This is a genomic window from Rhizobium sp. NLR22b, assembly GCF_019685295.1.
Taxonomy (GTDB): Bacteria; Pseudomonadota; Alphaproteobacteria; order Rhizobiales; family Rhizobiaceae; genus Rhizobium.
The window spans coordinates 41,824-64,153 of the sequence record NZ_JABDWM010000011.1 but is presented as its reverse complement, the minus strand read 5'-3'; the positions used below and the strand labels follow the sequence as shown (position 1 = coordinate 64,153).

Here is a 22,330-nt window from a genome sequence, read left to right as displayed (position 1 = left end):
AACGTTCTACATTTTTTTCGGAAGCGCAATAGAAATTTCGTCGCCAGTCTGCCATGGTGGTTCTGCGAGCGATTGTGACGGCCCGCAGAGTAGTCCAGAGATTTCATGTCGATCGAAGAGCAAAAAAGACTGCAACGAAATGATCGCGTGACGATCCGGACAGTGGCAGCGCATGCGGGCGTGTCGGTCGCCGCAGTTTCCAAGGTGATGCGAAACGCTTATGGCGTTAGTGAAGCATTACGGGCAAAGGTGATCGAGGCTATCGAAGTTCTCGGATATCGCCCCTCACGGGCGGCGCGCGGGTTGCGCGGCCGGAGTTTCACCATCGGCGTGCTTTTGATCGACATCCGCAACCCCTTCCTTCCGGAGGTGATTGCCGGCGTCAACGGCGTGCTCGCGCCTTCGCACTACCAGGCGATGATCGGCGTCAGCGACGCGCGCGTGCAGCTGGAGACTTCGTTGATCGAGTCGATGATCGATTACAAGATGGACGGCCTGATCCTGGTTGCGCCGCGCCTGCCCTCGGACATCATCGCAAAGTTTGCGGCTCAGATACCGATCGTTGCGGTCGGTTATCACGATGCCGGCGCCACGGCCTTCGATACGGTCAATGCCGACGACCAGCGCGGGGCGGAAATCGCAGTCGAAGCGCTGCTTGCCTGCGGCTATCGCGACATCGAGATGCTGAGCCTCGGCGAGCGTGAAGGGCACCAGGTCTCCGTCGTGCGCCAGCGTGAGATCGGCTTTCGCCGGGCGATACAGCGCGCCGGACTGGGATCGTCTGCGCCGATCACCAAAATTCCGATCGCCCCGCCAAAGCGGGAGGAAACGATGCGAAAGTTCCTATCGAGAAAGAACAGGCCGCGCGCGGTGTTCTGCTGGAGCGACCTCGACGCCATCACCCTTCTGAGCCTGGCGATGGAAACGGGTGTGCGCGTGCCCGAGGATCTTGCCGTCGTCGGATATGACAATTCGTCGACCGCAGCGCTCGGCCTCGTCAATCTCGCAAGCATCGATCAGTCGGGCAGGGAACTCGGCCAGGTCGCCACCCGAACGTTGATTTCCAGAATAGAGGGCCGCACCGGCGCCGAGCACATTTTCCAGATACCGTCGCTGGTCAGCCGCAACAGCCTGACTCGCTCCGTTAACGCTCCAGGCACATAGCGCCAGAGATGGTAAGGCCGGCTGCGGCTGCGCGCTCGCCGGCCTCGTGATCTCAGGCTGCCTTGCCGAGTTTCGAGGGGCGCGTCGCAGCAGCCTTCTCGACCATGGCGGTGACTTCGGTGCGCCGTGCACCCGAAAGCGGCAGGCGCGGCATGCGGACGCGCTCGGAGCCGCGGCCCATGATCTGCTCGGCGAGCTTGATCGACTGCACGAGGTCATGCTCGGCATCGAGATGCAGCAGCGGCATGAACCAGCGGTAGATCCTGCGGGCCTCTTCCCAGTCGCCGCGTTCGGCCGCTGCAATGAGCTGCACGGACTCCTCAGGGAAGGCGCTGGTCAGGCCGGAGACCCAACCCTTGGCGCCGAGCATCAGGCCCTCAAGCGCGACGTCATCGAGGCCGGCAAAGATATCGAAACGATCGCCGAAGGCATTGATGAGATCGGTGAAGCGGCGTGGATCCGGGGCGCTTTCCTTGACCGCTTTGATGTTCGGCACGTCGGCAAGCACCTTCAGCACGTCGACGCCGATGTTGACGCGGTAGGCGGGCGGATTGTTGTAGAGCATGATCGGCAGCGAGGTCGCCTCGGCGACGGTGCGGAAATGCGCGATCAGCTCCTCCGGCTTCGGGACATAGACCATGGCCGGCAGCAGCATCAGCCCGTCGGCGCCGAGTTTTTCGGCGTCGCGGGCATAGGCGACGGCGCGGCGCGTGTCGAATTCGGAGACGCCCGTCACGACAGGAACGCGGCCGTTGACGACCTCGACGGCGGCTTTGAGGATCGTGCGCTTCTCATCGGGATCGAGCGAGTTGTTCTCACCGCATGTGCCCATGACGATCAGGCCGTTGACGCCGTCGTTGACGAGCGCGTCCTGAACACGCTGGGTTGCGGAAAGATCCACGGAAAGATCTTCGTTGAACTGCGTCGTTACGGCGGGAAATACGCCCTTCCATCCTGTTGTCATCTATCGAAACTCCGTTAAAGTCGGTTCGTTATATACAAACTGTCGACAAGACTCAATCGCGGTTATTTGTAAATTCGTGGGGCGTTGCCGAAATCGGCCAAAACGCACTACAAGGCTCTCATCAAGGGGAGGGACGCATGCAGAACGACGCGGAAAATGTGCGGGTGCGCGGTTCCGGCACGCAGAGCATCTATGCCGCGCTGCGCCGGGAGATCCTGTCGATGGCGCTGGAGCCAGCCAGTCCGCTCGACGAGGTGCGGCTGTCGGAGCGTTTCGGCATGTCGAGGACACCCATCCGCGAGGCGCTGTTACGGCTTGCCGCCGATGGGCTGGTCACGACCCTGCCGAACCGGAACACGATCGTTGCGCCGATCGATTTCGCCAACCTGCCTACCTATTTCGAAGCGCTGACGCTGATGTACCGGGTGACGACGCGCGGGGCCGCCGGTCGGCGGAACGACGCGATCATGGAGACCATCCGCCGCCACCAGAAGGACTTCGCCGGCGCGGTTGCCGCGCGCGACGCCTATGCGATGATCGAGGCGAACCGCGAATTCCACGTGGCGATCGCCGAGCTTGCCGGCAACGCCTATTACACGGCCTTCTTCGCCAAACTGCTCGACGAAGGCCGGCGCATCCTTCGCTTGTATTATTCGACCTTCGACGACCGGCTGCCCCGCCAATACGTCGACGAGCATGAGGAAATCATCGCCGCCATCGACGCCGGAGACGCCGAACGCGCCGATCGGCTGGCGATTGCCCACGCCGGCCAGATCGTCCGGCAGATTCAGGATTATCTCGCCCGCAACCTCGATCGGCCGGTGGCGATCGGTCTGTCGTGAAGCGCTACGCTGGACCAGGCATAAACGGTAAGAACAGGAAAACGACATGTCATGGCAGCACCCCGTACCCCGGATCACTGAAGACGAGCGTCAGATCCGCCTTTCCAGGCTTCGCGAAGCGATTGAAGCCGAAGGGCTTGCCGGCCTGCTTCTCGGCCCGACCGAAAGCCTGCGTTATTTCACCGGGCTCGTCTGGCATCCGAGCGAAAGGTTCCTCGGCGCGCTGATCACACCCACGGCCGTTTCCTACATCGTTCCGGGTTTCGAGCGCAGCCGCGTCGAAACGCTGCCGCATCTGCCGGGGGAAATCCTGGTCTGGGAAGAGGAGGAAAGCAGTGCAGCGCTCATCGCCCGGCTTGTCGGCCAGGGCGGCACGCTCGCCCTCGACGATGGTTTGCCGCTGTTCTTCTATCACGCCTTGGCAGCGGCGATGGGCGCCGACAGGCTCGCCGACGGCGGGCGGCTGATCCATGGCCCGCGCCGCATCAAGTCGGCGGCCGAGATCGCGCTCATTCAACATGCGATGAACCTGACGCTCGACGTCCACAGACAGGTGCACGCGCTGTTGAAGCCGGGCATCACCTCATCCGAGGTGGTCGATTTCATCGATCGGCAGCATCGCCAGGCGGGTGCCGACGACGGCTCGACATTCGCAATCGTTTCCTTCGGTGCGGCGACTTCGCTTCCTCATGGCGCCGACGGCGATCAGATCCTGGGCGACGACGAGGTCGTTCTCGTCGACACGGGCTGCCGGATCGACGGCTACCATTCCGATATTACCAGGACCTATATGCTCGGCGGCGGTAACGGCGACTTCGAACGCGCCTGGTGGATCGAACGCGAGGCGCAGCAGGCCGTCTTCGATGCCGCCCGGATCGGCGCCGCCTGCTCGAGCCTCGACGATGCGGCCCGCAAGGTGCTCGCCAAACATTCGCTCGGCCCCGACTACCGCCTGCCGGGCTTGCCGCATCGCGCCGGACATGGCCTTGGGCTCGAGATCCATGAAGAGCCTTACATCGTTCGCGGCAACGACACGCCGCTTGCCGCCGGCATGTGTTTTTCCAACGAACCGATGATCGTCTTCCCCGATAAATTCGGGATCCGGCTGGAGGACCATATCTGCATGACCGCGGACGGTCCGCGCTGGTTCACCGATCCGGCGGCCGGACCGACCGAGCCGTTCTCCTGAGCGGGCGCCGTCCGCCCGCTCAGGCAACTGCACCTCAATTTTGAACGCCGGCAGCGCTTCCGGACTTGAGCTTGACCTCTATGACCGGGACCACGAGCTTAGGTCGGCGCACCGCAGGATGAAGGTCAGTTCATCCTCGGCGACCGGGAACTGGTATTTGCTCATAAGGTATCGGCGGCCGGGCGCAGCCAGGTGACATCGCTGGCGTCATGTAGGAATTGCGCATATTCGATCTTGCCGGCCAGCGCATCCAGGCCGCCGGGGCAGGCTTGAGGAATTGACGGGCGCCTGTATCTTTCTGGCCTCGGAGGCTTCGAGGTACATCAATGGTCACAGACTTTACGAAGACGGAGGCATGTGGGCATGTCCTTGAAAATCAGTAAGGCGCCGGGGGAATTGCGGTCGGCGCGCTGGTTCGCATCCGAAGACCTGCGCGGCTTCGGCCATCGCTCGCGCCTGATGCAGATGGGTTATGACGCCGGTGACTGGGGCGGCAAGCCGCTGATCGGCATCCTGTCCACCTGGTCGGACCTCAATCCCTGCCACGCCCATTTCAAGCATCGCGTCGAAGACGTGAAGCGCGGCGTGCTACAGGCGGGCGGCTTTCCGGTGGAGATGCCGGCGCTGGCGCTGTCAGAAAACTTCATGAAGCCCACGACCATGCTCTACCGCAACCTTCTGGCGATGGAGACCGAAGAGCAGATCCGCGCCCACCCCATCGATGGCGTGGTGTTGATGGGAGGATGCGACAAGACCACACCTGGCCTCATCATGGGCGCGCTCAGCGCCGGCGTGCCGATGATCTACCTGCCGGCGGGGCCGATGCTGCGGGGCAACTATGCGGGCCAGCAGCTCGGTTCCGGCTCGGATGCCTGGAAATACTGGGACGAGCGGCGCGCCGGAACGATATCGGACAAGCAATGGGCCGGCATTGAAGCCGGCATTGCGCGCTCCTACGGCCATTGCATGACGATGGGCACCGCTTCGACGATGACGGCAATTGCCGATGCGATGGGGCTGACGCTGACGGGGGTCTCTTCGATTCCCGCGGCTGATGCCAATCATATTCGCATGTCGGCTCATTCAGGCCGGCGGATCGTCGAGATGGTCTGGGAAGATCTGACGCCGGACCGAATCGTCACTCCGGCGGCCATTCGCAATGCGGCGACGGTCGCCATGGCGACCGGCTGTTCGACCAATGCCGTCATCCATCTCCTGGCCATGGCGCGCAGGGGCGGGGTCGCGCTGACGCTCGACGATCTCGACGCGCTTGGCCGCGTCACTCCGGTAGTCGCCAATGTCCGTCCGTCCGGAAAGACCTATCTGATGGAGGATTTCTACTATGCCGGCGGTCTTCTGGCGCTGATGTCGCAGATCCGCGAGCGGCTCGATCTCGACGCATTGACGGTTTCGGGGGAAACGCTGGGCGCGGCTCTGGCCGATGCAAAGATCTATAATGACGATGTGATCCGCCCGCTTTCCAATCCGATCTATCCGGAGGGCTCGCTTGCCGTACTCAAGGGCAATCTGGCGCCCGACGGCGCGGTGATCAAACCCGTCGCCTGCGACCCGCGCTTCCATGTCCACCAAGGCCCGGCCCTGGTCTTCGACAGTTACCCCGACATGAAGGCGGCGGTGGAGGACGAGACGCTCGATGTGACGCCGGATCATGTGATGGTGTTGCGCAATGCCGGACCGCTCGGCGGCCCCGGCATGCCGGAATGGGGCATGCTGCCGATGCCCAAGGCGCTGCTGAAGCAAGGATATCGCGACATGCTGCGGCTGTCGGATGCGCGCATGAGCGGCACCAGCTATGGCGCCTGCGTGCTGCACGCGGCGCCCGAAGCCCATGTCGGCGGCCCGCTCGCTCTGTTGCGGAACGGCGACATCATCAGGATCGACATCCCCAACCGCCGGCTGGATATGCTGGTCGACGAGGCGGAGCTGGTCCGGCGCCGCGCCGCCTGGATGCAGCCGGCGGATCGTTTCGGCCGCGGCTACGGCTGGATGTACGCCTCCCATGTCAGCCAGGCCAACAAGGGTTGCGATTTCGATTATCTGCTGCCCGAATTTGGAGCGGCAGCCGGAGAACCGGACATTTTCTAGGAGGACATGCATGATCACACTTTCAGACAGCACGCGCGAAAAACTCATGCGGGTGAGCGTCGCCACCATCAGCACTGCGCTCTTCAAGCGCGGCCTGCGCAACCAGACGATCCAGGATGTGCAGCCGGTCGCCGGCAAAGGCCGCAATATGGTCGGCCCGGCCTATACGCTGCGCTACATTCCGGCGCGCGAGGACCTGAACAAGCTCGAGGTTTTCCGCAATCCCGAACACCCGCAGCGCGCCTGCGTGGAAAGCTGCCCCCCCGGCGCCGTGCTGGTGATGGACAGCCGCAAGAATCCACGCGCCGCCTCCGCCGGCTCGATCCTCGTCACGCGGCTGATGGTGCGCGGCGTGGCGGGTGTCGTCACCGATGGCGGTTTCCGCGACAGCCCCGAAATAGCGAGATTGGCGATCCCTGCCTATCACAACCGCCCCTCGGCGCCGACGAACCTGACGCTGCACCAGGCGCTCGACATCAACGTGCCGATCGGTTGCGGCGACGTGGCGGTCTGGCCCGGCGATATCATGGTCGGCGACGACGAAGCGGTGATCGTCATTCCGGCGGAACTGGCCGACGAGATTGCCGAGGAGGCCGTGGAAATGACCGCTTATGAGGACTTCGTGACCGAGCGCGTGCTGGCCGGCCAGTCGATTATCGGTCTCTATCCGGCGACGCAGCCGCACATTCTCGAAGAATTCGCCGCCTGGCGCGCCAAGCACGGCCGCTGACATTTTCCGACTGGAAGCATGCGGAGTTCAGGGATTATATGCATTTGAAGGTGCGCCTCATTATGCTCTCCTGCAGCGCCCTGGCTTATCGGATGGACAGGACGCGCAGGCGGCTGACGCCGCCTGCGGGGGAACACGTCCCGCGGTCTTGTTCCGGGGGGAACGCGACCGAAGAGGTTGCCATCAAGATTCACCGAGCCTCGCCCGCAGCGGGCGTGGGACGATCCGGCTGATCGCTCGCCGGAAGGCGATCATCGCTGACCTTGCCCTCGCCTCGATTGCCCGGGCTTGAAGGTGATTGCCGCGTGATCGTTGGAAGCCTGCGGTTCGCGGTCGGGAGCTTTCGGTTCGGCTCGACGGAAAAGACGCTTGAGCGCCTCGTCCAGATCGTCGACGAAGGTGAAGATGACGGGGATGACGATGAGGCTGAGCAGCGTCGACATCATCACGCCGCCGATCACCACGATCGCCATCGGCTGCCGGAAGCTCGAATCGCCGCCGGTCAGGCTGAGGGCGACCGGAAGCATGCCGCATGCCATGGCGATGGTGGTCATGACGATCGGCCGGGCGCGCTTGTGGCAGGCATCGACGAGGGCATCGAAGCGGGCCATGCCCTGGCGGCGCGACATGATCGCGTATTCGATCAGCAGGATCGAGTTCTTCGTCACCACGCCCATCAGCATGAGCAGCCCGATGACGGCCGCCATCGAAAAGCTGGTCCCGGTCAGCACCAGCGGCAGGAGCGCGCCGCCGAGCGAGAGCGGCAGAGCCATCAGCAGGGTGAGCGGCTGCAGGAAGTCGTGGAAGAGCAGGACGAGGACCGCATAGATGCAGAACACGCCGATCGCCATGGCAAGGCCGAAGCTCTGGAACAGCTCCGAGCTGCGCTGAAGTTCACCCTGTTCGACAAGCGTGACGCCGGACGGCAGATGCTGGAGCGCCGGCAGCGCCTGCGACTCGCGGTTGACGTCGCCGAGGATGCGGCCGTTGAGCTCGACCGATACGGTGACATTGCGCATCCGGTCGATGCGATCGATTTCGGAGGGGCTGCCGCCGATCCCAATATCGGCGATCGATCCGAGATCGACATTGCCGTTGGTGCCCGCCACCCGCATGTTCTTGATATCGTCCAGGCTGGTGCGCGACTCCGGGCTGAAGCGGACGACGATCGGAACCTGGCGCTGCGGCAGGTTGAGTTTTGGCAAACTGGCGGAATATTCGCCATTCGTCGCCACGCGGACGGCCTCGGCGATGGAACTCGACGTCACGCCGAGCGCTGCTGCGCGGTCAAAATCCGGCTTGATCTGGATTTCGGGCGCCTGCCTCGCGGCAGTCGACGTCACCGCGCCTATACCCTGCAGCGTGCGGAGCTGTTCCTCAAGAGCCGTGCTTGCACTTTCCAGGACATTCGCATCGTCGCTCGCCAGCGTGATTTCGAGCTTCGTGCCGTTGCCGCCGCTGCCGACCTCCACGCGCACACCGGGCAGCAGGGAGAGCGCCTGCCGGATGTCGTTTTCGATTTCCGACTGCTTGCGGTCACGCTCGCCGATCGGGGTCAGCACGGCGACGATCGTGGCGGAATTGACGCTGCTCGTGGTGCTGGCGTCGGCGCCGCCACCCGAAGATGCGGAGCCGACCGAAGAGAAGACACGGGTGACATCCGTGAGCTTGCCGACGAGATCGGCGGCTTTTCTGATCGCCGCATCGGTCTGCTCTATGGTGGCGCCCGGCTGCATGGTCAATGTGATCTGGGTGCGCGCGTCGTCCGAAGCCGGCAGGAAGCCGGATTTCAGCAGCGGAATAGTGGAGAGAGAAAGCGCGACGACAATGGCGGTTACGGCCACGGTGGTCTTCCGGCGGTTCATGGCAGCTTTCACGATTGCCAGATAGGCGCGCATGATGCGGCCATCATTTTCCTCCGTCGGCGGGACCGCTTTCATGAAATAGGCTGCCATCATCGGCGTCAGCAGGCGGGCAACGACGAGCGAGGCGAGAACGGCGACGGCGGCGGTGACCCCGAACTGGCGGAACAGAAGCCCCGGAATGCCGCTCATGAAGGCCGTCGGCAGGAAGACCGCGACCAGCGTGAAGGTGGTTGCGATGACGGCGAGCCCGATCTCGTTGGCCGCTTCGAGGGCGGCATCGATCGGCCGTTTACCCATCTGCAGGTGGCGGTCGATGTTTTCGATCTCGACGATGGCGTCGTCGACCAGGATACCGACCACCAGCGACAGCGCCAGCAGCGTGATGATATTCAGGCTGAAGCCGCAGAGGTACATGACCAGGAAGGTCGGGATCACGGACAAGGGCAGTGCCACGGCCGACAGGATCGTCGCGCGCCAGTCCCGCAGGAAGAGCCAGACGACGATGATCGCCAGGATCGCCCCTTCGAACAGCATGTGCATCGAACCGTCATAATTGTCGATGATCGGGCCGATCGTGCTGTAGGCTTCGTCGATCTGCACATTGGAATGTTTGGCGGCGAACTGTTTGATCGCCTTGTCGACGTCGCCGGCGACGCCGCTGTCGGAAAAGCCGTTCGAGCGCTTGATCTCGACCGCGATCACCGGCTTGCCGTCGAGATAAGCCATCGAGGACCGCTCCGCGAAACTGTCCGTTACCGATGCGACTTCGTCGAGACGAACCTGCTGGCCGTTGGCCAGGGGAATTCTCAGCCCTTTCAGTGCCTCGACCGACGGCAGAGCGCCGAGCGTGCGCAGGGTTTGACGAGTGCCGCCGATTTCGCCGAGGCCGCCCGACGTATCCGCCTGCACCGCCTTCAGCTGCGACGATACGGTCGCCGCAGTGACCCCGAGCGACGCCATCGTCGCGGGATCGAGATCGACGTGAATCTCGCGGTCGATGCCGCCGATGCGGTTGACTTCTCCGACGCCGGGCACCGAAAGCAGCGTCTTGGTCAGATCATTGTCGACAAACCAGGAAAGCTCGGTTTCGTTGAGGGCAGTCGAGCGGACGGCATAGGTGACCAGCGCGGAGCTTTGGACTGTGACCTTGGTGACGCTTGGTGTCTCCATCTGCGAGGGAAGATCACTCTTGACGCTGTCGACGGCGTTGCGGACTTCGTTGAGCGCCGCTTCGCTGTTTTTCTCCAGCTTGAAGGAAACCTTGATCGAGACGGTGCCGTCGGTGATGGTCGTGGTGATGTGGTCGAGATAGCTGAGCGAAGCCAAACTGTCTTCGATGGTGCGGGCGACCTCGGTTTCGAGCTGTGTCGGCGCTGCGCCGTCGAGCGTCGCTGTGACGCTGATCGTCGGAAGGTCCATATCGGGGAAGTTCTGGACCGCCAGGGTCTTGAAGGCCAAGAGTCCCCCAACCGTCAGCATCACGAACAGCAAGATTGCCGGGACGGGGTCGCGGATCGACCATGCCGAGAAGTTCATCAGTTTTTCTCCGCGATCTTCACGAGGTCATTGTCCGAGAGGAACGCGCCGCCCGAGGTCACCACCTTCGACGTCCGGTCTATGCCGGAGACGATTTCCACCTCGCCATTGTTGCGGCGGCCGGTTTCCACCCGGACCCTTTGCACCCGTTGATCCTCGCTCGCAGTGAAGACGTAACTGATCCCGTCCCGGAACACGATTGCGGTCTCGGGCACGGTCAGCGCCGGGGAGGTCTGCAGCTCGATGTTGCCCGTGACGTAAAGGCCCGTGCGTGGACGGGTGTCGGCCGGCAGCGTGACATAGACGATTGCCCGGCTGGTATCAGTGCTGACCGACGGCCCGACAAGCCTCACCTTGCCCTCGATGGCGTGGCCTTCAGGCCCGTTGACTTGGACGCTCAGGCCTTGTGAAATGCGTGGGAGGTAGCGAGCGGAAACCTCGGCCTGCCATTCGATCCGCTGCTGGCGAACCATGCGGAACAGTTCGGTGCCGGCGGAGACGACGGCGCCGAGATCGGCGGAACGCGACGTGATGAGGCCGTCATCGACGGCCGTTATGGTCGTCTGCGCAAGCTTGATCTTTTCGCTGTCGAGCGCGGCCTCTTCGGATGCAAGACTTGCCGTCGCCGTCTGCTCGTCGGCGAGATATTCGACGATCTTCTCGTCGGAGAGCGCCCCTGAAGGCTGGAGCTGCCGCGCCCGGTCGGCATTGGCTTTGGCCATTGAAAGGCTTGCCTTGGCGGTCGCGACGGCGGCCTCCTGCTTGCGAAGATCGGCAAGCACGCTCTCCTGCGAAAGCCGCACGAGCGTCTGGCCCTTGGTGACGACCGAACCGACATCGACCAGAACATCGGTTATGCGCAGCCCGCTCGTCTCGGAGGCGATGACCGCTTCCTGCCACGGTTTCAGCCATCCGCTCGCGGGAACGGTCTCAGGCCAGTCCCGCTGAGCCGGCGCCGTCAAAGAGACAGTGAGGGCGGTTGCCGCGGCCTGTTCCGCCATGGCGTTGCGGAGGGGAGCAAACAGCGCCATCGCAACGAAGGCGGAGGCGAATAGTCTGGAGGTTTTTCTCAACGATGCATTCCTTGTCGTCAAGGCATCGGCGCCTTTTCCCGATCGGCGCCAATTCGACCAAGAATTACCGTTCATGCATGGCAACCGGGTCTCGGCGCGGGTCGATGTCATGACCGCTATGTAACGGGGCGAACGTTAAGTGCGGTCAAGTTAGTGTTAAGTTGGGTAAAACTTGGTCGCCTGAGCGTGTTTGTGCTGTATGGCTTGCCCGGCTTGATAATGGATGACGCGAATGAACAAGGTTCTCCTGATCGACGATGATGCGGAGCTGACGACACTTCTGCAGGAATATCTGGTCGAAGAAGGATATGACGTCGTAACGGACACGGATGGCCGCGCCGCCATTGCCGCGGCGGCCGGCAATACGGTCGACATCATCGTGCTCGACATCATGATGCCCCGGATGAACGGCATCGAAGTGCTGCAGCGGATCAGGAAGCTGAGCCAGGTTCCGGTGCTGATGCTGACGGCCAGAGGCGACGACGTGGACAGGATATCCGGTCTCAATCTCGGCGCCGACGACTATGTGCCGAAGCCATGTTCGCCGGGCGAACTGGCCGCGAGGCTGCGCGCCATCCTGCGCCGGGCAGGTCAGCCGGCGGCCGGCATGTCCACAGACACGGTCAGGGCAGGGCGGCTGGTGATCCATCCGGGCAGCCGGATCGCCGAATGGCGGGGGGAAAGCCTTGACCTCACCGGCACGGAGTTCAGCCTGCTCGAGGTTCTCGCCCGCAGCGCCGGCCAGCTCGTGTCGAAACAGGATATTTCCAAGCGGGCCTTCGGCAAGCCGCTCACCCCGTTCGATCGCCGCATCGACGTCCACATCAGCAGCGTTCGCCAGAAGCTCGGGCTGCGGGAGGACGGGCAATCCTGGATCCAGTCCGTTCGCGGCCAGGGCTATCAACTTCTCGTGGACTGACCATGCCCCGGCTTTTCTGGAAGTTCTTCAGGATTATCTGGCTGACTCTGGCGGCAAGCCTTGCTGCCGTTATCCTTATCGTCAAACTCCTTCAGGCGGTTCCCTTCGCAAGCGAGCTGGAACATGAGCGGCGGACGCTTGTGCTCAACCTGACTGCAAATATTCTGGCTGAGGACGGCGAAGCCGCCGCCGCGCGTTTCGTGACCACAAGCCAGAAGACGCTACCGCTTGGCCTGACCTTGTCCAAGCCCGACGACGCCGACGCCTGCGCCGAGAAGGACACGGGCACCGCCCGATCCATGCTGAAGGATGGAGTCTGCTATCGGCTTTCCGTGTCGGCTCCGGCCGGTTCCACTTTCGACAGCCTTGGACCATTCCTGCCGTGGCTCACCATCCTGGTCGCCAGCACGACCGCGGCCGGCGCGCTGGCGCGATACCTCATTCGTCCCGTCGTCCACCTTCGCGATGGCCTGAGCGCGCTTGCCCACGGCCGTTTCGACGTCCGTATCGGCGACAAGATGGCGGGACGCAGGGACGAGGTCACAGCACTTGCGCATGATTTCGATTCCACTGCCGCCCGCCTTCAGGAGCTACAGGATGCGCAGCAGAGGCTGTTCCATGACGTCTCCCATGAGCTGCGCTCGCCTCTGTCCCGGCTGCAGGCCGCCGTCGGTGTGTTGCGGCAAAGCCCCGCCAAACTCGGCGCCATGCTGGATCGAATGGACCGCGAGGTCGAACGGCTCGATATGCTGGTGGGCGAGGTTCTGACGCTCGCCAGGCTGACGGCAGGATCCAGCCTGCCGCTGAAGACGCAGACCATCGATGTCATCGAACTCCTCAACGAGATCCTCAGCGATGCGGCATTCGAAGCCCAGGCGCGGGAGATCTCGATCACGACGAGCGTCGATGGCACCTTCCGGGCCGAAGTCGAAGGCGAGCTTATCTATCGGGCGCTCGAAAACGTCGTTCGAAATGCCGTCAAATATACGGCCGACCATTCGCACATCTCGGTCTCCTCAGAGGCGACAGCCGACCGGCTAAAAATCTGCGTCACGGATCAGGGGCAGGGCGTCCAACGGGACGAACTCGAACGCATTTTCCAGCCGTTCTCTCGCGGGAGAGAGGCGGTGCCGAGAGGCGGATACGGTCTCGGTCTTGCAATCACCCGGCAGGCCGTCGAACGGCATGGCGGGCGCGTGCATGCGTCATTGCCGGAGGCGGGGGGGCTGGCGATCACCCTGGAGCTTCCCAGGAAGCCGATACCCTATGGTTTGGCGGACGAACAGGCCTGAGCACCAATCGACGAAGCTTGGTATCGTGGTTGCTCATCCCGAAGTAAAAGCGACGGGCGCGATGGTCGCGAACCGCGCCATCGCACATTGCGGTAAGTCAAGGCGGCCGCCAAGCCGATCCGGTATCGTGCATGCTCCTTTAGCTGGAGCCTTTACACATGACGATCCCTGCCAAGTCGGTGATGACAACGGATTTAATTACGGTATCGCCTGAGACCACGGTGGCCGAGGCCGCCCGGTGCATGCTTATCCATCATATCACCGCCGTACCGGTGGTGGACGCCGATAACCGGCCGCTTGGATTGGTCAGCGAAGGCGATGTGATGCGCCACTTTGGCTCGCAGTTTCAAAGCAAGCGAGCGCAATGGCTGCGCATGCTGGCCGAAGGCGAGAAGCTCGCCCCGGAGTTTCTCGCCGAAATCCGCCTCAACCAGCAGCATGTCCGCGAGATTATGAACGAGACCATCATCGCCGCGGATGAGGAAGCCTCGCTTGCGGAGTTGGCCGATCTGATGCTGAAACATCGGATCAAGCGCGTCCCTATCCTGCGTGACGGCGTGTTGGTTGGCATCGTCAGCCGCGCTGACGTGGTTCGGGCCGTCGTCGAAAAACTGGACGATTTGCTTGAGCCGACGGACTAGCACCGGAAGCTGGTCGGTCGGGCTCCATCATCCGCCAGCGCAGCGGCCGGCCGGACCAACAGCAGCGGCAGGACAAAAAGCAGCGAGTGGCAGGGGCGGCACGGCTTGATCCCGTCATGTTGAGCAGCATTTGCATTGTCGATTTGAGGCAAGAGTTCGCTGGCGCGAAGGCGGGCATAGCCCCCAAGCCTCTCGACGATCTGACCGACGAGAAGATCGCGAATAAGCTGGGTGCCCCTCGCTATCTTCCCACCCGCTCGCGGCATCAATGAGGGAATTGCGGTGCCTTCCTTCCATCCGGACTCGATGCATCTCTCCCTCATCGAGGACGAGGCCGCGCAGCTCTGCTGAACCGAGATGTGCGGCGGGACGCTGCTTTTACCTAACTTTACCGTTTCTTAACCGCCATTAACGCTAGCGCCGCTAAGCCTGAACCCACGATCCCGGTTCAGAAGGCTCCCCCGTGAGTACGTCGCTTAGCACTAGATTATCATCCCTCCGCTACACCGCAGCCGCATTCACACTGCTGCTGGCAGGCTGCGTCAGCGGCCCGGATCACGTTGCCCCCGAGATGCCGCTTCCCGCCAAGTTCGAAGACGGGGGTAATAAGAGCAACGGCGATGTCGTGACGGCAAGGTGGTGGACGGCCTATCGCGACAAGAAGCTCAACGGGCTGGTCACGCAGGGTCTCAGCGAGAACCTAGATGTGTTGCAGGCACTCGAGAGCATCAATTCGGCTTCCGCCAACGTCACGGTAGCCGGCGCCGGCGCCCTGCCGAGCCTGACGGTCGACGGATCGCATACTCTCTCCGGGGAGAAGGGGCGGCTGCGGACGACGGTCGGCACCACGAACACGACGGGAGGCGATGCCAGCCTTTCCTGGCTGCTCGACGTCTTCGGCCAGTACCGTCGCTCGAAAGAGAGCGCCCTCGCCTCGCTTGGAGCCGCTTACGCGACGGCCGACAATGCCAGGCTCACCTTTCTGAAAGACCTGGTCGAGACTTATATCGACGCCCGCTACTACCAGGAGCGCATCGCCCTTTCTCAGGCGAATTTGAAATCCCGCCAGCAGACTTACGAACTCACTGAGCTGCAGTTGAAAGCTGGTGCGGCCTCCCGCCTCGACGTCGTCCGGGCCGAGGGTCTTGTACAGTCGACGAAGTCCGACATTCCCGGCCTCGAACAGAGTTTTACCGAATCGGCCCATCACATTGCCACACTGCTCGGGATGCCGGCGGCTTCGCTGACGGAAGAGCTGCGCAGGAATACTGGCCAGCCGGTGTTCCGCGGCGACATTGGTGCCGGCATCCCGGCCGATCTCATCCGCAACCGTCCCGATATAAGAAAGGCCGAACGCGAGCTGGCGGCAGCTGTCGCCGATATCGGTGCTGCCGAAGCCCAGCTTTACCCGTCGATCTCGCTTTCCGGTTCGATTTCGCCGAGCTGGGTCAAATCATCGGGCGCCACCGGCGCAAGCCTGACGAGCTGGTCTTTCGGACCGACGCTCAACCTGCCGATCTTCGATGGCGGCAAATTGCGGGCCAATGTCGATATCGAGAAATCCGATGCCAAAACGCAATATCTGGCGTGGAAAGCGGCGGTGCTGAACGGCGTCGAAGAGGTCGAAAACGCGCTTGCGGCCGTTCGCCACGACACGCAGACGCTGGGACCGTTGCGCAGGCAGGTACAGACGGCGCAGGAATCGCTGGCGCTTTCGACCACGAGCTACAAGGATGGCGCCTCTTCGCTGCTCGACGTTCTGGACGCGCAGCGGTCCGTCTCGGATGCTCAGGAAAGCCTTGCTGCCACCATGCAGCAGGTCGCGAAGGATTATGTGGATCTCTATGTCGCCATCGGCGCCGGTTACCTCGAGCCGGAGCAGGCCGCCTCCAGGCAAATCGCAAAACCGGGCTGATCCGCTGGATGGGTGGGCTTATCGTCCGGCGCTTTCCAGAATGCGCAGCGCAAGCTTGAGGTGCGGCAGGTCAAGCATGCGTCCGTCAAGCTGGATGACGCCGGCGTCAGGCCTGGCGGCGAAGGCGGCGGCGACCTTCTCTGCCCAGGCGAGCTCGGCGGCGTCAGGTGTGAAGGCGTGGTTGATCGTTTCGACCTGGCTCGGATGGATGGCCATCATGCCGGAAAAGCCGTCGCGCCGGCCGCGGCTGGCATAGGCCCTGAGACCGTTGAGATCGCGCAAATCGGGATAGACGGTTTCGATTGCCGGAACGGCGGCGGCATGGGCTGCGAATAGGGTGAGCGAGCGGGCAAGCTCGTAGGGCGGCGTATAACGGCCATCCGTCCTCCGCGCTGTCGCAGCCCCTATCGCGGCCGGCAGATCCTCGGCGCCCCAGGTCAGGCCGCAAAGCTTCGCCGAGACGTCGCGGTAGCTGCCAATCTCGAAGATCGCGGACGGCGTTTCCGTCGCGATCGGCAAAACGGGAACGGCCGGCGTCAACGAGGCTGCGAGTTTGCCCACGGAAACGGCCCCCTCGGCCTTCGGCAACATGATGGCGAAGGGATGAAGACCGTTCAGAGCGGCAAGGTCGGCTTCGAATTCAGGGGAGGTGAGGGGATTGACGCGGATCAAGAGAACGGTCTCGCCGGCATAGCGGTGGGCGAATTCGTGCACGGTCTCGCGTGCTTTTGGCTTGTTCGCGGGCGCAACCGAATCTTCCAGATCGAGAATGACGGCATCGGCGCCGGAAGCGAGCGCTTTCTCGAAACGCTCCGGCCGATCGCCGGGTACGAAGAGCAGCGAGCGCAGCCTCATGACGGTTTCACCTTCAGCATCGCCGTGCGCAGGCACTGGCAGACGATCTCGTCACGTTGGTTCAACGTGACATGCCGGAAAGTGACGATGCCGGCATCGGGGCGGGAGTTCGAGCGGCGCAGCTCCGTCACCTCGGTTTCCACCCGCAGCGTATCGCCGATGAAGACCGGCCTCGGCATCGTCACCGTGTCATAGCCGAGATTGGCGACGAGCGTGCCGAGTGTGGTGTCGCCGACCGAAAGGCCGATGGTGAGCGCAAAGGTGAAGGTGCCGTTGACAACGATGCGGCCGAACTCGGTGCCGGCGGCATAATCGGCATCGAGATGCAGCGGCTGCGGATTGTGGGACAGCGTCGTGAACAGCAGGTTATCGGTCTCGGTGACGGTGCGGCGGATCTCGTGGGCGATGCGGTCGCCGACTGTCCACTCGTCGAAATAACGGCCGGCCATCACGCCTGCTCCTTGATGACGCTGACGACCAGCTGGTTTTCCGAGACCCTGGCGCCGGTGGAAACCTGCAATTTCCCAACGATGCCGTCGAAGGGCGCGCGTAACGTATGTTCCATCTTCATCGCTTCGACCGTCAGCAGACGATCCCCCTTGGCAACAGTGTCGCCTTCGGCGACATCGACCGAGATGACGAGGCCCGGCATGGGCGAAAGGATCGCGCCGTCGCCCGCACCCTGATTTGCCTCGACTTCGCCCGCATGGGGCAGGCCGATCGGCCAGGCATTGCCGGCGTCGAAAAGCACGGTCTTCGCGTCGATCTCGACGGCATTCGCCTCAAGGTCGGGGCGCACGCGCCCCCAGTGGAGGTGACCGTCGATGCGCACCCGAACGCGGCCGTCACTTGGCCCGGCGATGCGAAAACCGGTCAGCACCGACCAGGGATCCTCATTTGCGGCCTTCGAAAGTGCCGTTGCCGCTTTGTCGATTGTCGTCTCATCTGGCTCCGTCGCCACAAGGCCCTCGCCATGCCGGTCGAGGAAGCCGGTATCGATCCGGGCGGCGCGAAAATCCGGGTTGGTGGCGACGCGGGCGAGAAGGCCGGCATTGGATCTGACCGGCCAGATCTCGATACCGGCACAAGCGGCGGCCAGCTTCGACAGCGCGGCTTCGCGGTTCGGCCCATGCGCAATGATCTTGGCGATCATTGGATCGTAGAAGGCGGTGATCTCATCGCCCTGTTCGACACCGCTCTCGACGCGGACGGTTCGGGGGAGTTTGAGATGTTCGAGCCGGCCGGTCGAGGGCAGGTAGCCGGCGGCGGGATTTTCGGCATAGAGCCGGGCCTCGAGGGCCCAGCCCTTCATGGCGATCTCATCCTGGCTTTTCGGCAGCGGCTCGCCGTTAGCCACCTTCAGTTGCCAGAGCACCAGATCCTCACCTGTTATGGCTTCAGTGACGGGATGTTCCACCTGCAGGCGTGTATTCATCTCCATGAACCAAATTCGATCCGGACGCAGGCCTTGCGAGGCATCGGCGATGAATTCGATCGTGCCGGCGCCGACATAGTTCACCGCTCTTGCGGCCTTCACCGCCGCATCGCAGATCGCAGCCCGCGTGGTTGCATCGAGCCCGGGAGCGGGGGCCTCCTCGATGACCTTCTGATGACGGCGCTGCAGCGAGCAGTCGCGTTCGAAGAGGTGGACGCAGTTGCCATGCTCGTCAGCGAAGATCTGCACCTCGATATGACGCGGATTGGCGATATAGCGTTCGATGAGAACGCGATCATCGCCGAACGAAGCGGCGGCTTCGCGGCGGCAGGAGGCGAGAAGCTCGGTGAAATCCTGCGGGCGGTCGACGCGGCGCATGCCCTTGCCGCCGCCGCCGGCCACCGCCTTGATGAGTACGGGATAACCGATGGCCTCGGCCTCGGCCGCCAGTCTTGCTTCGCTCTGGTCTGGTCCGAGATAACCTGGAGTGACCGGCACGCCGGCTGCCTGCATTAATTCTTTGGCCGCGTCTTTCAGCCCCATCGCCCGGATAGCGGCCGCCGGCGCTCCGACCCAGATGATACCGGCCTTCTCGACTGCTTCGGCAAATTCGGCATTTTCCGACAGGAAACCATAGCCCGGATGAATCGCGGCCGCCCCGGTCTTGCGGGCGGCTTCGAGGATGTGTACCTCAGACAGGTAGCTTTCGCGGGCCGGCGACGGCCCGATGGCGATCGCCTCGTCGGCTTCTCCGACGAAGGGCAGGCCGGCATCGGCCTCGGAATAGACGGCGATGGTGCGGATGCCGGCAGTCTTTGCCGTGCGGATGATGCGGCGAGCGATTTCGCCTCTGTTGGCGATGAGAAGGCTTTCCATCATAGCCGCCTCACATCCGAAACAGTCCGAAGCGCGGCCCTTTTGGGATCGGCGCGTTCAGGCAGGCGGAAAAGGCAAGGCCGAGCACGTCCCGCGTCTGGCCGGGATCGATGATGCCGTCGTCCCAGAGGCGGGCAGTGGCATAATAGGGATTGCCCTCCGCCTCGTAGCCGGCGCGGATCGGCGCCTTGAAAGCCTCCTCTTCTTCGACAGACCAATTCTCTCCGCGCGCCTCCAGTGCGTCGCGGCGGATGGTGGCGAGCACGGAAGCCGCCTGTTCGCCGCCCATGACGCTGATGCGGCTGTTCGGCCAGGTGAAGAGAAAACGGGGGCGATAGGCGCGGCCGCACATGCCGTAATTGCCGGCGCCGAAACTGCCGCCGATGATGACGGTGACCTTAGGCACGGTCGCCGTCGCAACCGCCGTCACCAGCTTTGCCCCGTCCTTGGCGATGCCGCCGGCCTCATAGCGGCCGCCGACCATGAAACCGGAAATATTCTGCAGGAACAGCAGCGGCACGCGGCGCTGGCAGGCGAGCTGGATGAAATGCGCACCCTTCAGCGCGCTTTCGGAAAAGAGCACGCCGTTATTGGCGATGACGGCGACCGGCATGCCCCAGATGCGGGCGAAGCCGCATACGAGCGTGGAGCCGTAGAGCGGCTTGAACTCGTGCAGTTCCGAGCCGTCGACGATCCGTCCGATCACCTCGCGCACATCATAGGGCGAGCGCACGTCATCGGGAATGAGGCCAAGAAGATCCTGGAAATCGAGTTTCGGCGGCCGCGGAGGCTGGATGTCGATATCGACCGATTTGACGCTGTTGAGGCTGGCGACGATGTCTCGCACCAGAAGCAGCGCATGTTCGTCATTCTCGGCAACATGATCGACGACGCCGGAGCGGCGGCCATGGGTTTCGGCGCCGCCGAGTTCTTCGGCCGAGATGATTTCGCCGGTCGCGGCTTTGACCAGCGGGGGACCCGCGAGGAAGATCGTGCCCTGATTGCGCACGATGACGGTTTCATCAGACATGGCGGGGACATAGGCGCCGCCGGCCGTGCAGCTTCCCATCACGCAGGCGATCTGCGGAATGCCTTCGGCCGACATCTGCGCCTGATTGTAGAAGATGGCGCCGAAATGGTCGCGGTCGGGAAAGACCTCGGCCTGATGCGGAAGATTGGCGCCGCCGCTATCGACCAGATAGAGGCAGGGCAGCCGGTTCTGCAGGGCGATCTCCTGCGCCCTAAGATGTTTCTTCACCGTCATCGGGAAATAGGCGCCACCCTTCACCGTCGCGTCATTGGCGACGATCATCGCCTCGCGGCCGCAAACGCGGCCGACGCCCGATATGATGCCGGCGCCCGGCGCCTCGTCGCCATACATGCCGTTGGCTGCCAGCGTGCCGATCTCCAGGAAAGGGCTGCCGGCATCGAGCAGGAGCTGGATGCGGTCGCGCGGCAGGAGCTTGCCCTTGCCGGTATGGCGCGCGCGCGCCGTCTGCGATCCGCCCTCGCGCGCTCTCGCCGAATGCGCGTAGAGTTCGTCGACGAGGGCTTTATTCTTGGCGGTATTGGCTTTGAAGCTTTCGCTGTCGCGATCGATCGCAGTCGAAATCACCGTCATGATGCGATGAGCTCCCGCCCGATCAGATAGCGGCGGATCTCGTTGGTGCCGGCGCCAATATCGTAGAGCTTGGCGTCGCGCAGGAAACGCTCGACCGGCCATTCCTTGGTATAGCCGGCGCCGCCGAGCGCCTGGATCGCTTCCAGTGAGACTTTCACGGCATTTTCGCTGGCAAAAAGGATCGCGGCGGCCGCATCGGTGCGCGTTGCCCGGCCGGCATCGCAGGCGCGGGCCACGGAATAGACATAGGCGCGCGCCGAATTCAGCGCGACATACATGTCGGCGATCTTGCCCTGCATCAGCTGGAAATCGCCGATCGCCTTGCCGAACTGCTTGCGCTCGCGCACATAGGGCAGCACGACATCGAGGCAGGCCTGCATGATCCCGAGCGGGCCGGCGGCGAGCACGGCGCGTTCGTAATCGAGGCCGGACATCAGGATTTTCACGCCTTCTCCCTCCCGGCCCATCAGCGCATCGGCTGGCACCTCGCAATCCTGAAAGACCAGTTCGGCCGTGTCGCTGCCGCGCATGCCCAGTTTCGAGAGCTTCTTGGAGACGCTGAAGCCGGTCAGGCCCTTTTCGATGATGAAGGCGGAAATGCCCTTCGGGCCGGCGGCCGGATCGGTCTTGGCATAGACGACGAGTACGTCGGCATGCGGGGCATTGGTGATCCAGAACTTCGTGCCGTTGAGAATATAGCGGTCGCCTCTTTTCTCGGCTCGCAACCCCATGGAGACGACATCGGAACCGGAGCCGGCCTCGGACATGGCAAGCGAGCCGACATGGTCGCCCGAGATCAGCTTCGGCAGATGGCGGCGTTTCTGCTCCGTTGAGGCCCAGCGGCGGATCTGGTTGACGCAGAGATTGGAATGAGCACCGTAGCTCAAGCCCACGGAAGCCGAGGCGCGCGAGACCTCCTCCATGGCGACGACGTGCTCGAGATAGCCGAAACCGGCGCCGCCGAACTCTTCCTCGACGGTGATCCCATGCAGGCCGAGTGCGCCCATCTGCGGCCAGAGCTGGCGTGGAAACGTGTTGCTTTCGTCAATCTCCGCGGCGAGCGGAGCAATATGATCGGCGGCAAATCGCGCCGTCGTTTCGCGGATCGCGTCCGCGGTTTCGCCGAGCGAGAAATCAAACATGGCACTCCTCCCGCTGAAATATGTAGCGCGGGTTGCGGCAGGTTCAAAGAGGCACCCCATGCCTCCCTCATGCCTGTGCTTGTCACCGGCATCCAACCATCGCGCGTCCGCGCGGAGAATGGCTCGTTGCTCGCTCGAAGAAAGTCTCTTGCGCCCAAGGACTTG

General features: G+C 63.2%; 18 protein-coding genes and 1 pseudogene. 10 read left to right on the top strand and 9 right to left on the bottom strand.

What is annotated here, in order from left to right; all coding sequences use genetic code 11:
- Positions 1–105 precede the first annotated feature (105 nt).
- On the top strand, positions 106–1,164 hold the full coding sequence (locus HJC00_RS18530) for a LacI family DNA-binding transcriptional regulator (RefSeq protein ID WP_210633260.1): 1,059 nt from the start codon (positions 106–108) through the stop codon (positions 1,162–1,164).
- 52 nt (positions 1,165–1,216) lie between these two features.
- Here the strand turns inward: HJC00_RS18530 and HJC00_RS18525 are convergent, their stop codons facing one another.
- Positions 1,217–2,128, bottom strand: a complete 912-nt coding sequence (locus HJC00_RS18525; protein ID WP_221164452.1) for a dihydrodipicolinate synthase family protein — start codon at positions 2,126–2,128, stop codon at positions 1,217–1,219.
- A gap of 137 nt (positions 2,129–2,265) precedes the next feature.
- On the opposite strand from HJC00_RS18525, the gene HJC00_RS18520 reads away from it, so the two are divergent.
- Positions 2,266–2,970: a GntR family transcriptional regulator gene (locus HJC00_RS18520; protein ID WP_221147198.1), complete on the top strand. Its 705-nt coding sequence runs from the start codon at positions 2,266–2,268 to the stop codon at positions 2,968–2,970.
- A gap of 46 nt (positions 2,971–3,016) precedes the next feature.
- Complete coding sequence (locus tag HJC00_RS18515) at positions 3,017–4,159, top strand: Xaa-Pro peptidase family protein (protein ID WP_221155743.1); 1,143 nt, start codon at positions 3,017–3,019, stop codon at positions 4,157–4,159.
- A gap of 34 nt (positions 4,160–4,193) precedes the next feature.
- Here HJC00_RS18515 and HJC00_RS32670 read toward each other — a convergent pair.
- Positions 4,194–4,410: pseudogene (locus tag HJC00_RS32670) on the bottom strand (alpha-L-fucosidase); the annotation flags it as partial.
- Between the two features lie 26 nt (positions 4,411–4,436).
- Here HJC00_RS32670 and HJC00_RS18510 point away from each other — a divergent pair.
- The 3 genes from HJC00_RS18510 to HJC00_RS18500 are packed head-to-tail and all read left to right on the top strand — an operon-like array spanning position 4,437 to position 6,995.
- Complete coding sequence (locus tag HJC00_RS18510; RefSeq protein ID WP_405047672.1) at positions 4,437–4,532, top strand: hypothetical protein; 96 nt, start codon at positions 4,437–4,439, stop codon at positions 4,530–4,532.
- Positions 4,523–6,265 carry an L-arabinonate dehydratase gene (araD, locus tag HJC00_RS18505; protein WP_221164451.1) on the top strand — a complete coding sequence of 581 codons (1,743 nt, stop codon included), beginning with the start codon at positions 4,523–4,525 and terminating at the stop codon, positions 6,263–6,265. The genes HJC00_RS18510 and araD overlap by 10 nt, the downstream gene beginning before the upstream one ends.
- Positions 6,266–6,275: 10 nt before the next feature.
- Entirely contained in the window at positions 6,276–6,995 is a 720-nt protein-coding gene (locus HJC00_RS18500; protein WP_221147195.1) for a ribonuclease activity regulator RraA, read from the top strand.
- Positions 6,996–7,246: 251 nt separating this feature from the next.
- Here the strand turns inward: HJC00_RS18500 and HJC00_RS18495 are convergent, their stop codons facing one another.
- Positions 7,247–10,396: an efflux RND transporter permease subunit gene (locus tag HJC00_RS18495; protein ID WP_221164450.1), complete on the bottom strand. Its 3,150-nt coding sequence runs from the start codon at positions 10,394–10,396 to the stop codon at positions 7,247–7,249.
- Positions 10,396–11,427, bottom strand: a complete 1,032-nt coding sequence (locus tag HJC00_RS18490) for an efflux RND transporter periplasmic adaptor subunit (protein WP_259668929.1) — start codon at positions 11,425–11,427, stop codon at positions 10,396–10,398. Before HJC00_RS18490 ends, HJC00_RS18495 begins: the two co-directional genes overlap by 1 nt.
- Positions 11,428–11,701: 274 nt before the next feature.
- Between HJC00_RS18490 and HJC00_RS18485 the strand changes: the two genes are divergently transcribed.
- From HJC00_RS18485 to HJC00_RS18470, 4 genes are all read left to right on the top strand, one after another.
- Complete coding sequence (locus HJC00_RS18485) at positions 11,702–12,388, top strand: response regulator (RefSeq protein ID WP_210633270.1); 687 nt, start codon at positions 11,702–11,704, stop codon at positions 12,386–12,388.
- 2 nt (positions 12,389–12,390) lie between these two features.
- Positions 12,391–13,680, top strand: a complete 1,290-nt coding sequence (locus HJC00_RS18480; protein ID WP_221147192.1) for an ATP-binding protein — start codon at positions 12,391–12,393, stop codon at positions 13,678–13,680.
- Positions 13,681–13,838: 158 nt separating this feature from the next.
- Positions 13,839–14,321, top strand: coding sequence for a CBS domain-containing protein (locus HJC00_RS18475; protein WP_221147191.1), 483 nt, complete (start codon positions 13,839–13,841; stop codon positions 14,319–14,321).
- 463 nt (positions 14,322–14,784) lie between these two features.
- Entirely contained in the window at positions 14,785–16,236 is a 1,452-nt protein-coding gene (locus HJC00_RS18470; protein WP_221147190.1) for an efflux transporter outer membrane subunit, read from the top strand.
- A gap of 18 nt (positions 16,237–16,254) precedes the next feature.
- Here the strand turns inward: HJC00_RS18470 and HJC00_RS18465 are convergent, their stop codons facing one another.
- Genes HJC00_RS18465 through HJC00_RS18445 form a run of 5 tightly spaced genes read right to left on the bottom strand, consistent with a single transcriptional unit; the run spans position 16,255 to position 22,165 of the window.
- Complete coding sequence (locus tag HJC00_RS18465) at positions 16,255–17,091, bottom strand: CoA ester lyase (protein ID WP_210633274.1); 837 nt, start codon at positions 17,089–17,091, stop codon at positions 16,255–16,257.
- Positions 17,088–17,540 (bottom strand): MaoC family dehydratase, encoded by a 453-nt coding sequence (locus tag HJC00_RS18460; RefSeq protein WP_210633277.1) that lies wholly within the window; start codon positions 17,538–17,540, stop codon positions 17,088–17,090. Before HJC00_RS18460 ends, HJC00_RS18465 begins: the two co-directional genes overlap by 4 nt.
- Positions 17,540–19,405 carry an acetyl/propionyl/methylcrotonyl-CoA carboxylase subunit alpha gene (locus tag HJC00_RS18455; RefSeq protein ID WP_221147188.1) on the bottom strand — a complete coding sequence of 622 codons (1,866 nt, stop codon included), beginning with the start codon at positions 19,403–19,405 and terminating at the stop codon, positions 17,540–17,542. The genes HJC00_RS18460 and HJC00_RS18455 overlap by 1 nt, the downstream gene beginning before the upstream one ends.
- A 7-nt stretch (positions 19,406–19,412) precedes the next feature.
- Positions 19,413–21,023 (bottom strand): carboxyl transferase domain-containing protein, encoded by a 1,611-nt coding sequence (locus HJC00_RS18450; RefSeq protein ID WP_221147187.1) that lies wholly within the window; start codon positions 21,021–21,023, stop codon positions 19,413–19,415.
- Complete coding sequence (locus tag HJC00_RS18445; RefSeq protein WP_210633282.1) at positions 21,020–22,165, bottom strand: isovaleryl-CoA dehydrogenase; 1,146 nt, start codon at positions 22,163–22,165, stop codon at positions 21,020–21,022. The genes HJC00_RS18450 and HJC00_RS18445 overlap by 4 nt, the downstream gene beginning before the upstream one ends.
- Positions 22,166–22,330 lie beyond the last annotated feature (165 nt).

Coding starts and splice junctions, on each gene's coding strand:
- HJC00_RS18460 (WP_210633277.1), bottom strand. CDS start 17,540: ATGGCCGGCCGTTATTTCGACGAGTGGACAGTCGGCGACCGCATCGCC.
- HJC00_RS18485 (WP_210633270.1), top strand. CDS start 11,702: ATGAACAAGGTTCTCCTGATCGACGATGATGCGGAGCTGACGACACTT.
- HJC00_RS18465 (WP_210633274.1), bottom strand. CDS start 17,091: ATGAGGCTGCGCTCGCTGCTCTTCGTACCCGGCGATCGGCCGGAGCGT.
- HJC00_RS18500 (WP_221147195.1), top strand. CDS start 6,276: ATGATCACACTTTCAGACAGCACGCGCGAAAAACTCATGCGGGTGAGC.
- HJC00_RS18490 (WP_259668929.1), bottom strand. CDS start 11,427: ATGGCGCTGTTTGCTCCCCTCCGCAACGCCATGGCGGAACAGGCCGCG.
- HJC00_RS18530 (WP_210633260.1), top strand. CDS start 106: ATGTCGATCGAAGAGCAAAAAAGACTGCAACGAAATGATCGCGTGACG.
- HJC00_RS18495 (WP_221164450.1), bottom strand. CDS start 10,396: ATGAACTTCTCGGCATGGTCGATCCGCGACCCCGTCCCGGCAATCTTG.
- HJC00_RS18515 (WP_221155743.1), top strand. CDS start 3,017: ATGTCATGGCAGCACCCCGTACCCCGGATCACTGAAGACGAGCGTCAG.
- HJC00_RS18520 (WP_221147198.1), top strand. CDS start 2,266: ATGCAGAACGACGCGGAAAATGTGCGGGTGCGCGGTTCCGGCACGCAG.
- HJC00_RS18525 (WP_221164452.1), bottom strand. CDS start 2,128: ATGACAACAGGATGGAAGGGCGTATTTCCCGCCGTAACGACGCAGTTC.
- HJC00_RS18480 (WP_221147192.1), top strand. CDS start 12,391: ATGCCCCGGCTTTTCTGGAAGTTCTTCAGGATTATCTGGCTGACTCTG.
- HJC00_RS18455 (WP_221147188.1), bottom strand. CDS start 19,405: ATGATGGAAAGCCTTCTCATCGCCAACAGAGGCGAAATCGCTCGCCGC.
- HJC00_RS18450 (WP_221147187.1), bottom strand. CDS start 21,023: ATGACGGTGATTTCGACTGCGATCGATCGCGACAGCGAAAGCTTCAAA.
- HJC00_RS18445 (WP_210633282.1), bottom strand. CDS start 22,165: ATGTTTGATTTCTCGCTCGGCGAAACCGCGGACGCGATCCGCGAAACG.
- HJC00_RS18475 (WP_221147191.1), top strand. CDS start 13,839: ATGACGATCCCTGCCAAGTCGGTGATGACAACGGATTTAATTACGGTA.
- araD (WP_221164451.1), top strand. CDS start 4,523: ATGTCCTTGAAAATCAGTAAGGCGCCGGGGGAATTGCGGTCGGCGCGC.